8 protein-coding genes are annotated in these 14,559 nt (G+C 36.4%); 4 read left to right on the top strand and 4 right to left on the bottom strand.

Translation table 11 applies throughout. The features are described 5' to 3' along the window. Window positions 1-12: 12 nt before the first annotated feature. Complete coding sequence (locus tag IC221_RS20155) at window positions 13-1,503, bottom strand: hypothetical protein (RefSeq protein WP_188170688.1); 1,491 nt, start codon at window positions 1,501-1,503, stop codon at window positions 13-15. Window positions 1,504-1,709: 206 nt separating this feature from the next. Between IC221_RS20155 and IC221_RS20160 the strand changes: the two genes are divergently transcribed. The 4 genes from IC221_RS20160 to IC221_RS20175 all read left to right on the top strand — a co-directional run bounded on the left by IC221_RS20160 (window position 1,710) and on the right by IC221_RS20175 (window position 8,324). Continuing rightward, window positions 1,710-3,152: a T9SS type A sorting domain-containing protein gene (locus tag IC221_RS20160; RefSeq protein WP_188170689.1), complete on the top strand. Its 1,443-nt coding sequence runs from the start codon at window positions 1,710-1,712 to the stop codon at window positions 3,150-3,152. Window positions 3,153-3,174: 22 nt separating this feature from the next. Continuing rightward, entirely contained in the window at window positions 3,175-3,375 is a 201-nt protein-coding gene (locus tag IC221_RS20165) for a hypothetical protein (RefSeq protein WP_188170690.1), read from the top strand. A gap of 146 nt (window positions 3,376-3,521) precedes the next feature. Continuing rightward, a complete protein-coding gene (locus IC221_RS20170) occupies window positions 3,522-4,586 on the top strand; it encodes a family 16 glycosylhydrolase (RefSeq protein ID WP_223241443.1) in 1,065 nt (354 codons plus the stop codon). 939 nt (window positions 4,587-5,525) lie between these two features. Beyond that, on the top strand, window positions 5,526-8,324 hold the full coding sequence (locus IC221_RS20175) for a T9SS type A sorting domain-containing protein (protein ID WP_188170691.1): 2,799 nt from the start codon (window positions 5,526-5,528) through the stop codon (window positions 8,322-8,324). A 640-nt stretch (window positions 8,325-8,964) separates the two neighbouring features. On the opposite strand, the gene IC221_RS20180 is transcribed toward IC221_RS20175, so the two are convergent. The 3 genes from IC221_RS20180 to IC221_RS20190 form a co-directional block, all read right to left on the bottom strand. Further along, window positions 8,965-10,251, bottom strand: a complete 1,287-nt coding sequence (locus IC221_RS20180) for a family 43 glycosylhydrolase (protein ID WP_082026738.1) — start codon at window positions 10,249-10,251, stop codon at window positions 8,965-8,967. Window positions 10,252-10,817: 566 nt separating this feature from the next. Beyond that, window positions 10,818-12,869: a right-handed parallel beta-helix repeat-containing protein gene (locus IC221_RS20185; RefSeq protein ID WP_188170692.1), complete on the bottom strand. Its 2,052-nt coding sequence runs from the start codon at window positions 12,867-12,869 to the stop codon at window positions 10,818-10,820. Window positions 12,870-12,890: 21 nt separating this feature from the next. Next, window positions 12,891-14,483: a sulfatase-like hydrolase/transferase gene (locus tag IC221_RS20190; protein WP_188170693.1), complete on the bottom strand. Its 1,593-nt coding sequence runs from the start codon at window positions 14,481-14,483 to the stop codon at window positions 12,891-12,893. Window positions 14,484-14,559 lie beyond the last annotated feature (76 nt).

Raw genomic sequence — 14,559 nt, forward strand, 5'->3', positions numbered from 1 at the left:
ACAAAATCTAAATCAAATGGAAGAAATATAAGTAAACAAATTATCATCACGGTGAAGTCCCAATTTCTTTCTCAATCTATACCTCCCTTTATTGACCGAATCAGTCGAAATACCCAACAATTGAGCGATTTCTTTACTGGAAAAATTTAACTTGATCAAAGCACAAAGCTTGAGGTCATTTCGAGTCAAACTGCTATGAATAGTGTTAAGTGTATCATAAAAATCACTATTAACTTGTATAAAGCGAGTTTCAAATTCTTCCCAAGTCTTAGCTGTATTTAGGTTGATAGTCTTGTTGATGCGTTCTACAGCTGCATCACTTTTGTGTTGTTTTACATCTTCTAAACCTTCTTTTATCTCTTGGAGTAATTTGTCCTTTTCAATCAATTGTAATGACGTCACGGTCAATTCCTTTTTCTTGATTTCAATTTCAGCTTTTGATCTTTCCTCCAAAAGTTGTTGTTTGGTTTGATGTTTTACTTTTAAAAGTGAAATAATAAAAATGGCTGATAATACCGTGACAAATAAAAGTGATACAAGATAAATCAAACGTTGTTGAAGCGTTTCTTGCTCTATTTTCAATACTTTCAATTCCTGTTCTTTTCGATATTGTTTATTTTCTTCTATTGTTTTTCGATATGAATCTTTAATCTCAAAAAGCTTTTTATTACGAGAACTTTGACTCCCAAAGAGTTGGTCTCCTAACTCTTTTGAAGCAGTCATTTCTTGATACGCTTTTTTGTAGTTACCAAGCTGACTATTCAATTGAGAGGCTTTTTTAAGTAACTCTACTCTCAAACCCAAACGCCTTTTATGTTCATCTACCGCTTTTAAGCTTTTGTAATAATAGGCTAACGCTTCTTTAATTTTTCCTTTTTGAGTGTATAAATCTCCCCACATAGAATAGAGAATGGCGGCATAAGAATGTGTAGGCGAAACTTCAGCTGATATTTCTCTTAAGATTTCCTCTGATTGCTCAAAGTTGCCCGTTAAAGTATGCAAGTGCGCCTCCTCTGACAACACATAAAACTTTTCATTAAATGGTCTTTGTGTGGAATCTAAGAGTTGGCGTGCCACATTTAAAAACTCCCTTGCTTTATCAAAATTACGATTCATTCTGTAGGTATGTGCAGCAGTATAATATGTTTTTTGCTTTCCATATGGGGTAGAAAGAATACCCGATTTCTCAGCATAAAAAAACATGGAGTCTACACTATTCATTGCATTGAGGCTATCATAAAAAATCGAATAAAGTAAAGTTAAGCGTTTGTAAGCCCTGTACTTTATTCTTGAGTTATTTGCTTCGTCGGCACTGCTCATCAGCGACCAAATTTTATCATATGCTTCAGGGTAAAATGCAGTCCCGATCAATTGATCTACGGCTTTAAGTTCTACCTTTGAATACTCCATTAATGTATCATTTCCTTTTGATTGAAAAGGCAATAACAATACAATAATGACAGTGCTTATATAGAGTTTCCAACAATCTCTCATCCCATTCATTCCATTTTCTGTTTAGTAATTAAAGCTACAACAAAGAATTAGGAAAAACCTCTAAAATTCATTTCTCATAGGGTAGATTTTTCAGGAAAATGAGGGGAGATAATTTTCTTACTAAACTCTGACTTAAGTTTGATGAAGTTCTTCCGGAAATATCCCTTTTAAAAGTTTTTATTGTGATTGATATGTATGAAATCAAATGAACAAATATGAAATCTCAAAAAATGTACTTTTTATGGATCGGGTTTTTCCTAATGTTATCCAATATCCTTTACGCTCAACCAGAATTTGTAAAGGGAAATGATCCTAAACCTTTAGGTACTTCTTGGCAATTAAGACCTGAAGTATCGGATGATTTTGACGGGACTGAATTAGATCTTGTAAAATGGAAAAATACAGACCCGAAGCGTTGGATTGGGAGAGCACCTGGCCTTTTTAAAGAAAATACAGTGAGTGTGAAAGAAGGGGCAATGTGCATCACGAACTATCAGTTGGAAAAAGAAGAAGTAGTCAATGGACAAACATTTACGCATGGATGTGGGCATGTTATTTCGAATAAAAACGTTAATGTGGGCAACTATATAGAATGTAGAATGAAAGCCAACAAGACCTTCTTATCTTCTACTTTTTGGTTGATCAATTATAAAAATGAAGGGCAAGGGTGTGATAAGCGTGTGACCGAATTGGATATTCAAGAATGTGTAGGTCAAGTGACAAACCCTCAATCTTGGAATGAAAATTTTGATCAATCAATGCATTCTAATACACACAGTAGAAACGTTTCTTGTGATACACCAACTGGGTCTGTTGGGAATAGTGTAGATCTTCCTTCAGGAAAAGTGTACGATGATTTTCATGTGTATGGTGCATGGTGGAAAAGCAAAAATGAAATATTATTTTATCTAGATGGGGTATACCAATATTCTGTAACACCAGCAGCTGATTTTAGTATTGATCTCTACATAAAATTAGTAACAGAAACGTATGATTGGAATCCAACTCCAGCAGATGGAGGAATGACGGGAAGCTGGGAAGATAGAACCACAAAATATGATTGGGTAAGAACATGGGAATTGTCCACTGAAAATGTAGAAGAGTCTGTAGGTTTTAATGAAGTACCGAACAACGTCCCTCCAGCCAAATCTTATGATTTTAAAGTAGATTATGTGGCCAATGAAAAAAGAGAAATCGTGGTAGAAGTTTGGTCGGCAAACAAAGTTTTACATACTGCTAAGAAAACAATAGAAAAGGGCTTTGGTACAACATCGATTGCATTGGAAATGGATGAAACACTTCCTTCAGGAAACAATTATTCTTGGAAAGTAAGCCTTCGTGCAGTGGGTGGACAAGACAATCTTTCAGACGAACAAATTGACAATATCATCATTACTTCAGAACCTGTTTTGTCTATCGATGATTTAGATTCTGTAAAAGTGGCGATCTATCCGAACCCTACTGAAAATACATTAACGGTAGATGTTCCTAAAGGGAAATATTCTGTAGATATATATAATGTGAAGGGCCAAAAAGTGATTCACAAAACATTGAAAAATAAAGGAAAAGTAGATGTTTCAGCTTTAAAATCAGGCTCTTATATCCTAAAGGTACAGTCGACACAAATGTCACATACTTTTAATTTTATCAAAAAATAAAAAGTACAATACACTGTAAATTATGAATCCATTAATTCTAATGGGTGATTCTATAATGGTCAAATGGTTGTGTAATGTGGTTCGCGAGGACGTTGCAATGCAACGTCCCTACAGAACTGCATTTTTAAAAGGTTATTACAAAATATCTGTTGATAGTGATCGATCATTTAGTTTAAAGCATAATAATAGTAGAGGGGTAAATATCTTCTATTCAAGGGGATAGCCTATTACTCCCTTTAATACTAACGGTTGTTTTTTTAGCAAAAAGCTTTGTTCCACTAGTTTTAATTCAATAGTAAATAGAACACTAATATCGATTAGATAGAGAAGTGTTTTAACATGAAATGAATTTAAATAACACAAAGTGAAATGAAGAATTACCGAGCAAACATGTTAGACCTTTTGATTTTGGTAGCTACCCTTTTTATGGCTTCTTGTAATGCAGAAGACGTCATTGATGAAGTCACCAAAATCGAAGAACCACCCAAAGAGGAGGACCCCGATGAAGAAAGTGATGAGGTCACCCAACCTGTTTTCTTAGCGGACCAAGACCCGAAACCTTCTAATACAAAATGGGTATTGGTAGAAGCCCTTTCGGATGAATTCGATGAAGGAAATATCGACCTTGAAAAATGGAACGAAAGCCCAGAGTTTTTATGGGAAAATGCGAATGGTTCTTTTTCGGATAGAGGTTGGTATGGTTCTACCCGCTGTCTTTTTTCAGCTGAAAATGTAAGCATTGAAGAGGGAGAACTAAGAATTGAAGCTAAACTGTATGATGAACCCCAGTACAGCCCGAAAGATGATACAAGCCAACCGGCTAAAAGATGGTATGGAGGTGCCTATGTGTCATCCAAAACAATGGGTAAACCGGGTTATTATTTTGAAGCGGAAATGCAATCAAGTTCTACAGTGATGTCTTCTGCTTTTTGGTTGAAAACACCACCAGTACCGTGTACTACAACATCAGATGGTGAGAACTTAGAATTAGATATTCAGGAATGTGTGGGCCGATTTTTAGGCTCGAAAACAGATGATTGGACCAAAGACGACTGGGCAGTCAATTCAAAATGGGATCAAATTTTTCATTTTAATACCCACCGTCACTCTACCAATTGTGCTTACAATGGTAGCCGACAAAGTAAAGGCGGACACATTAACTTCGATAAATTTAATCGTGAAGAATACCATATTTATGCTGCATGGTGGCATGAAGGAGGTAATCAAGTCGACTTTTTTATCGATGGTAGATTAGTAAAGTCAGTCACTCCACCAGTTCCTTTTACCTCAGATCAACGTTTGATCATGTCAAGCAATTTTTATGATTGGGTAAGGGAAGATGCAAGAGATGATATGGGCTTTAATGATTCTAAGTTAGATCGAAGTACAAAATTCAAGTGGGTTAGAACTTGGAAGTTAGAGGCGGAAGATTAAATCCTTCAGGTCGAGGAAAGTACTACAAAATGATTTTCTTATTACTGATCGGAAGATGAGTATTTTACAATAGTATATTTAAAGTGTAGTGCTGTAGGGTCGTTGCATTACAACGACCTTGCGAACCACTACAAATTACCATATGCTATTCATGAAAACCTATCTCAATTAAAGAAAATCTAGTTGACAAACACCAATAACAAAGTTCGTGAGGAAGGGTAAAATAGATCCTCTTCACGAACTTTATTTTTATCATTACAAAAACGACCTTTTCTCATCTTTTTATCTGTTACTTCTACACTTCAAAAAGGGGATAATTACATCCTATTCGATGGGGGATTTATTATATGTTATAAATACACTTGTGTTTGAGGTAAATTTATCAACCTTCAATTAAAGTAGATCAGGCAAATTGAAAAAAATTAGTATGAAATGATCTTAAGTAACAACACAAAAATGACTTTACCTTTTTATTCCTATCGTATTGAAATGAATCAATTTTTAAATGAAACGATTAGTCCCACTAATCATGAATTATTATGTCTTTTTCTCCAATGATAACCAATAATCACGTAAAGTAATTTCTGTTGAGTTACTATTTAAATACTTAACACTTTGTAAACTAAGTTTTTGTTAATTTATATATTTCTTTTGATGAAGTATATAGGATAATGTATTGTGGTTCGCAAGGTCGTTGTAATTCAACCTCCCTACAGCACTGCATTATAAAAAACTTCTCTTTTGACTTCTAAGCCTTGAATTTTTTGCTTCAAGACTAAATTGAAGAAAAAGGAAGTTTGAAAGTAGATCCTATAATTGCTTGTAGAAAGGTCGATTGAAAGTTGACGATAATTTAGTTTAAAAGGTACTTAAATAAAGAGCATACGGAACGTGCTCAAAGATCGCATAACCAATCGTTTAACTATTATTTCACTAGCTATGAAAAAACAGCTTATTGCCCTATTATTATGGGCATGTTTTTGTGGTGTCGTATCCGCAAAAGAAATCCATGTTGCAAAAAATGGAAACAACAACAACTCCGGAACAGCTTCAAATCCTTATTTAACTATCCAAAAAGCAGCGAATGTAGCCGTTGCAGGTGACGTCATTGTGATTCACCAAGGTACTTATCGTGAGACTGTTGAGACCGTAAATAATGGTACATCAGGAAACCCAATTACTTTTAAAGCAGCTCAGGGAGAGACCGTCGTCGTTTCTGCCGTGGAGGAAATCAACAGTTGGACTTTGACCAACAACAACATCTACAAAGCCAATGTAACAATGCCGTTAGGGATAGAACACAATGCATTGTTTTATGATGGAAATATGATGGACATTGCCCGTTGGCCAAACAATGCGGACAATGATCCTTTTACTGTAGATGCGAATTACATTACAGGGGGTTCGGCTTCTCATATCACGTATGCTGGTATTCCAAATTATGATTGGAGTGAAGGTTATATGTGGTATTTAGGGGGACACTCTGGTGCCAGTTTTACTCGAAAAATCACCGCTTCATCTACTTCAAGAATTGATTTTGAAGGAGTAGATATTTCAAAGTGGCCTTTTGGAGTGCACAATCCAACCGTTACAAGAAATGGTCACAAAGGGATCTTTTATTTGTTCAATAGTTTAGATGCTTTGGATATCCAAAGGGAGTACTATTATGATGCAACCAATAAGGTCATCTATTTCAAAGCACCGAACAATGCGAATCCTACTGCCGGTAAATGTGAATACAGAGCGCGTGAGTATACATTCAAAGTTTCGAAAAACTTTATTGTTTTAGATGGTATTGAAACTTTTGGAGGTATTGTTTTGATCACAGGTAACAACAATGTGGTGAAAAACTCAACAATTCGCCATGGTATTCCAATCTTAGATGAGTTAGACAATACAGATGCTCAAATTGGTTCTGGATCTATAACTATAGAAGGAAGTAATACATTGATTGAGAAAAACTTGATTGAAAATGGTACCGCAAATGGTATTTCAATGCTGGCTGCTTGGAAAGGTTCTCAAAACACAACCATTAAAAATAACGTGGTGAGAAACTTCAATACATTAGGCATTCACGCCGAACCAATTCGTTCTAATTGCCCTGGAACAGTGATCGAAAATAATACGGTTTATGGTGGTGGTCGAAGTGGTATTTATGTGAGTGGTTCCAATGCAACTGTAGCCTACAACGATGTGTATGATGTAATGAAGATGAACGCTGATGGAGGTGTTTTCTATACTGTAGGAAATGCAGATTATAAGAACTCAGTGATACATCATAACTGGTTCCATAATTCTACTGCAGCTCCACATGCCGGCTATAAAGTGGCAGGTATATACCTTGATAATAACAGTAAAGGTTACCAAGTCTATAACAATGTAATTTATAATGTATCATGGACAGGTATTCAAATCAACTGGGACAACTGGGGCTTAGACTTTTTCAATAATTCTATTTATGATGCTTTGGAAGGTATGGGACGTTGGGAAAATGGTTATACAATGGATGATGTGGTATTGATCAATAATTATGCAAGTACTGCACCGTGGTTTGGTACTGATATTCAACCACAAAACATCATCAATGCCAATAATCCATTTACGAATGTAAGTACTATGAACTTTGAACCTAAGAGTGGATCTTATTTAGTAGATGCAGGAAAAGTAATTCCAGGTTTTACAGATGGTTACGTGGGTAATGCTCCGGATATTGGTGCATACGAAAGAGGAGGAACGATGTGGGTGCCGGGTGCAGATTGGACACCTGCAGGAGACTTGCCTTCAACGAATAGCGTTAGTATTGCATCGGCTCCTCAAACGGTTGCCACTGGCGATAGCTTCAATGTTCAAGTCAGCTATCAGGCAACGGCACAATATGAATTGGTAGTCTTGGTCAATGACCCATCAGGATTGTGGTTGACAAGTTCAAAACAAACTGTCAATGCAGGTACAGGAACTCAAACGCTTACGCTTACGCAGCCATCAGCGTGGGCAGCAGGCAACAATTATAAACTGGGTGTTTCAATACGACCTGTTGGTGGAAATTTTGGATCTAACTTAGATTATGTTTCTACTACTTTTGATGTTACGGCAGGCTCGGTATTGTATTCTTTCCAAAACCAAGGAAGCTTTGATTATATAAGTTCAGCGAACCCCAATGTATTAGGAACGTCTTCTTCAGTGGGAGCTACAGAACTTTTTGAAATCATTGATAACGGAGATGGTACATTTTCTTTTAAAGGAAGTAATGGTTTGTACGTAAGTTCTGAGAATGGTAACAAGGAGCTGACGTGTATCAGAACTTCAATAGGAGCATGGGAAAAATTTGAAATGGTAGACTATGGAAATGATATTTACGCATTAAAAGGCAACAATGCTTTGTTTGTCAGAAATAATATGCTTTGTACAAGCACTGGAGCATCCAATTGGCAGCAATTCAAAATCACAGAAGGCACACCTTCTTCATCTAGGGTAAGAAACTTAGAAGACGAGGTAAGTGGAGCCATTGAATTTGTGGTCTATCCAAATCCTTCTTCGGGTATTTTCAATATCAGAAGTAGCCAAGATTTAGGAGAGGTGAGAGTCACGGTTTATAACACTTTAGGACAGTTGATCTATGACCAACTACTTTCATCTGATGAAAGTACTATTAATCTAAACAGTGTGGATAGTGGTATTTACGTGATTAAAGTAACTTCTGAAAATTACACAAAATCACAACAGATTATGATCAAGTAATCTTTAGAAATACATATTGACAAGCTATAAGCTATAATAATATGGAAATACCCTGAAGGAGCGTTAGTGTTCTTTCGGGGTGTTTTTTTACTTCTTTAATCAACTTATGATGAGTTGATACTTTATTCCACTGTAAAGTTAATTATAGCAATTCCTTTTATGAAGAATGTAATGTATTATGGTTCGCGAGGTCGTTGCAATGCAACGACCCTACAGTACTGCATTTTAGAAGATTATTACAAAACCTTTGTCTTTTGATTTGTAATCAGGTAATCATTTAGTAGTAACTCCCCCGGCCTTGAAGGGAAAAGTGTTAAGAATTTCATGTATTGAGCTGTTAAAAATGATTTTGCTGTTTGAGCAAAGCGAGTTTAAAATCATTTAGGCTCAAGGAATGGAATTTAGCTTTTGCGTTCAAAGCCTTGACTTTTTTGCTTCGTTTTTGTGTTAAGACAAAAATGAAGTAGAAGGAAGCTTGAAAGTAGACCTTATAAAATTTAGTGTAACTATGAATTGAAATCAGATACCCCTAAAACCACAAAAAAAGCAGAAGACATCAAATCCTCTGCTTTTTTAAAGATTACCTGTTTTATTTTTAAGTTATAAGCGTCACATGCATCTGTTGACTATTCAAATTATATTATTTTGAAGCTTTCAATATTGCCTCATTTTCTCTGGCAATACGTGCTTTTTGTTTCTTATTCAGACCTTTAGAGAAGTACACACTTGGCTTAAAGTAATTGTGTGTTTTCTTCATATCAGGATCGTTGACATCTAAGCTTAAATCACAATCAAAACGGGCGATAATTGCGTGGTTTTCTTTCCAAGTTGTAACATTGGTAAAGTGTGAAATACCCCATGAAATACCTCGGCCATTTCCGTTGCTATCAAAAGCATCTGGAACGTATGGACCTGCTGCTGTTGGCATTAATGATACAATCGAAGCAATGTCAAAGTTGACACCATCTTCAGCATATTGAATCGTATAATGCTCACTGCCGTCTCTGATCACTAACGCAGCCATACCTTCTTTGAAAGGGAACAAAGTAGTTTCATGCCCCGATGTAATGACAGGGTTCAAAGGGTGCTTTTTAAACGGTCCCAATGGATTGTCAGCGATGGCTAAACCTTGCATACGTACTAAGTTGGGATCACCATCAAAGTCTGATTTATAGTACAAGTAGATTTTACCTTTGTAGACCAATGGGTAAGGATCATGGATAGAATATTGATCCCACTCACCTTCTTTACCGTTTGGAATTACAATTTTGTTGGCAGGAGTCCAAGGACCGTCAGGTGAATCTGCATAAGAGACCGCTACAGGACAGTCATCTCCACGCTTACCACTTGCTTGCATAAACCCTTGGTAGTATAAATAGTATTTTCCTTTCCATTTTAAGATATCTGTAGTGGTTACAGATCTCCAACCCACATTTGGTTTTGGAGGACGAGGCACTGCTACACCTTGCTCTTCCCAAGTGAAACCGTCTTTACTTGTAGCGTACCAAATCTCAGACAAATCCCAGTCTCTCGAAGGAATGGTATCGTTGCATAAATCCGGTCCTTGTGGTGGAGTAGGAGTGTCTCTTTTTGTATACCAAACATAGTATTGACCATTTTCAAAGATCACTTTCGAAGGGTCTCTTCTTGATATTGTACCGTCATGATCATTGTAGTCAAAACCTTTTAATTCAGTGAATTTGAATTGAGAATACAGCTCATTATCCTCCGGACGGCCCGCAGGGTAAGAGTAGTTTCTTTCCATGGCTCTACTCAACTGTCTGTCTGTAGGCTTTTCTTTTGGAAGGATAAAAGGGAAAGCTGTATCGTTTTTGATTTCCTTATTATCAAATGTTGGTTGGCAAGCACTACCTCCTACAATCATTAGTAATAGTAAGTAGTGGATTATAGTTTTGTTTGTTTTCATTTCAATAAGTTGCGATTTATTTGTTGATAGATTGAAGTGTGAAGAATGACAAGTGAAGTAGTTTTTATGTAATGCAAACGACAATTTTACCTTCACCCGCCATTCATCACTCTTTCTTATTATTAATTAGTACATTGTAAACTAAATTTTCATCAACTTTCAATCAGCCTTTCTGCCAGCATTTATAGGATCAACGTTCAAACTTCCTTCTTCTTCATTTTTGTCTTGAAACAAAAACGAAGCAAAAAATTCAAGGCTTAGAAGTCAAAAGCTAAATTCCATTTCTCTCGCCTAAATGATTTTAAACTCGCTGCGCTCAAACAACAAAATCATTTTTAACGGCTCAATACATGGAATTCTGAACGCTTTTCCCTTCAAGGCCGAGGGAGATACTACTAAATGATGGTCTGATTACATGTTAAAAGACAAAGGTTTTATAATAATTTTCTAAAATGCAGTTCTGTAGGGACGTTGCATTGCAACGTCCTCGCGAACCACAATACACTACCATTAATCCTTCATAAAAGGAGTAATATTAATTAACGAAAATTTAGTTTACAGTGTAATTAGTTTTCAAGAGGTTTGTCGTTTTCCTTCATGACTTTAGACCAGTCTCTGATCTTTGCATTAGGAACAACGGCACCAATGATATTTCCTTTAATTGGATTGCCGAAGAAATCCGTTTTTACTTCAAGACCACCGAAGTAGATTCCCTTTTCAGTTTTGTCTGATTTCAGTTTTTCGATTTTCTCACCAGCAGAAATTAATGCCGTGTTTTTAGGCACAAAGTCTGCAGCGTCAGAACCTTTTTCATTTACAAAGTCAGGGTTGCCTCCTAAGGCTTTCTCATCCCAGTAGCCTTTTGGTAATGCATTCTCAACTTTAGTGTATTTATCTTTTCCTTTTTCATTATAAAGTTGATAAATATTATTACGCATATTGAGTTCAACCTTAGCCAATTCTTCCGCATTCATTGGTCTGATATTGGCCGCTACAGAACCATCAAAACCTTTTTCTGGCTTTGCATTTGGTTTTGGAGCTTTTGAGATTTTAAAATCAAAAGCAGCATCATAATCAGCACCATCTTTCCAACGGTGCATTGACCAGCTTGTTGTTGTTTTATCGTCTATCCAGAAGATGTTATTCATCATTACCAAACCTTCATTTGAAGTCGAGATATTGAATACATTAGGATTCTTATAAGGTGCGTTACCAGCCTTTGTATTGATGATGGTGTTGTTGTAAATGTAAGTTTGGTAAGGACCTTCATATTGTTTTTTATGGTTATGACCATTAACCGTTACAATACAGCCAGGCGTACCTACTTTTCCCCAGAATGCTTGAGCAGGGTCTTTCATATTTCTCCATCCATCATTTACACTGATATTATAGCGGTAAGAACAGTTGTAGTTTAGACCTAAAATCTCAATAAAACCACCCGCATTATATCGGCTTAAGTTGTTTTGTAACACTACATTTTTACAGTTGAAATCAATATGAGCACCACAGCAATCGGCAATACCTTGTGCACCTTCGAAGACATTGTACTCAAACAAGAAATTCTGAAGACCCCAAGTCCACATACCACTACCACGACCCCACTTACGCTTGTCGTTTCTGTTGCCTGATTCAGTAATTCTGCTGTATTTCAAGTGGCTATTATTACATCTGTTGAATTGCATACCCGGACCACCTGATTGGTAAACCGTACAGTATTCAATATGTACATTGTTCACATTTCTAGGAGCAGAACCGTCTATTTTACCGCTACCTTTAAAACGGATACCCATCTGACTGACGTTTTCTACCGTCACATGCTTTACAGTGACATTATTAATGCCTTTTCCTTTTTTCAAGACTTGACCGAATACACCCCAGCCCCAGCCAGCGCCATCGTTCATGTTCCATTGACGGCAAGCACGAGAAGTTTCAGCACTGTTCAATAAGAAAACATCATAGATATCTACATTGTAAATCACAAAGTCCTCCATTAAACTATGCTTGTGCGTTTCATCAGATTGAATACGGATTCCATAACGTTGATCTTTGAATTTATCTTGAGGACGCTTCATCAATTTATCATTACTAGGGCCACCGTTTCCAGTCATTTTTAAGTCCGTAACGATTACGTTTGAAGTGTTTTGGATCATGACACCTGTAGGATAACCCTTAAAATCAATCGTCGCTTTTCCTTTTCCATAACTACCGATATGAATTTTCTTTTGCGCTTTTGAACCTTTATTCAAGTTGATTAATTCAATAGTACCGAAGTGCGTTTGATTTCCTTTTAGTAAAACTTGATCACCAAAAGTCAATTTCATTTCACCCAATTTTTTCAATGATTTAATCGCTTCTTTAGCCGATAAACCATCGTTCTTATCCTTACCATTTATTGCATCTACATAAATAGTTCTGTTGAATTTAAGGGAAGATTTATATTTAATTTTGTTGTTTGTCGTTGGTTTTTCAAAGACAAATCCATTCGGCGCTTCAGGCACATCCTCAATGATGGGCGCGTTGGCAGCATCTTTTAAAGCACTTTCCAATTGCACTTGGGCAAACAGCCCCAATGGCAAGAGATAAAGTAAAAGTGATAGTTGTAGGAAACGATTTTTCATATTTTTTGATATAAAGTTGATTTATAATTGAGGAGCATCATGTTCAGTATCGAAGTTGTCGTACTTTGGAAGTATTTTCTCCAACATCTCTTTTTCTTTACGATGTGCTTCTGATACTTTGCTCCAGTCCGTGATCACTGGAAAACTGATAAGGTCTGAAGGGTTTTTGGAAACATCAAAGTATTTGCCATGCCCATCAATCAATACATTTTTCCCTCTGATCAATTGTTTATCTTTATGGTAAGAGTAGATCCACTCTCTATGTTCGTTTGTTTTTGTAGTCAAATAAGGTACTAAGCTCTTACCGTTGATTTCATAATCCTTTGGAATAGCAACACCAGCAATTTCAGCAACGGTAGGAAGGATATCTGAAATGTTGACTAAGATGTCTTGCTCTCCTTTTTTGGTGAAATTAAAACCAGGTGCATAAATTACTAAAGGAACGTGCACTCCTTTTTGAGACACAAAGCTCCCTTTACCGTATTTGCTTGTGCCATTATCAGCACAAAAAATCAGAATAGTATTATTTTCCTCTCCCAATTCTTTCAGCTTATTCATGTATTGCCATACTTGATAGTCCAAGTAATTGATATGGTGGTGAATGCCACCTTCTGTTACAGTGTTGTGTGTATCATATACTCCTTTATCTCCTGTAACGTGAGGTTTAGTGCGAGTATATTTCCCATTTTCCCATTTGATTTTTGGAGTTCCTGGCCATTTCTCTCTTGTTTTAGGATTAGTATCCCTACTGAAGAAGTTCCATCCATCATGACCCAAATGACTTGTATGGTAGATAAAGAAAGGCTTGTCTTCTTTCGTTTTTCTTTCCATAAACTCCATAATGTATTCCATTTCCACATCAGGACCATAGGTACTTAATCCGTACTCTTTTTTCGCTTCTTTTGTATTTGGCCACCACTCATATTTCTTAGAAGCCTCTGGGTGATTCATCAGTTGAACGTGTGGTTGCCAGTACCATCCGTCTTGTGCATAATATTTAACCTGTTGATCTGTATCCACATTGACCAATACACGTTTTCCATCCACCTTTTTTGGTTTGATTTTAAAGTCACTGTAAGGATATAAGTTCTTACGATCTCTTACTTCTCCTGGAGTAAAAACACCTTCATCAAAGCCAAATTGATCTGTTCCACTCATTTGTGTTTTACCAGCCCAATAGGTAGCATATCCACCTTCTTTTGCAATATGACCGATTGTTTTTGGAGAGCTCTTAAACAAAGGCCAAGTTACTTTTTTACCATTTGGATTAATCCAAGTACCTCTGTCTTTTAGATGCCACCATTTATGAATATGAGCATAACGACCCGTCATCATCATGGCTCTACTTGGAGAACAAATCGTAGTGGCCCAGGCTGTTTTTACATAAACGCCTTCTTTGGCCAACTGATCAATTACAGGTGTAGAAGCTCTGAATTTTGTATCAGAAGTATTTCCTCCTTGAGGAGCAGGACTCCATTTTGTAGAGCCATAAATAGGCATTTCTCTAGCACTAATATCATCGGCAAAAATTACAATGATATTGGGTTTCTTTTGAGCAAAAGTAGAGGTGCATAGGAGCATTCCTAGTAAAGAATGTAGTAATAGTAATTTCATCTTAATTCATACTTTTTTAAGTCGTCACGTCATTTGATATCCAAAAGTTAATGATGAATTGCTCTACAATAAGGAG

The organism is Flammeovirga sp. EKP202 (genome assembly GCF_014534745.1).
Classification (GTDB): domain Bacteria; phylum Bacteroidota; class Bacteroidia; order Cytophagales; family Flammeovirgaceae; genus Flammeovirga.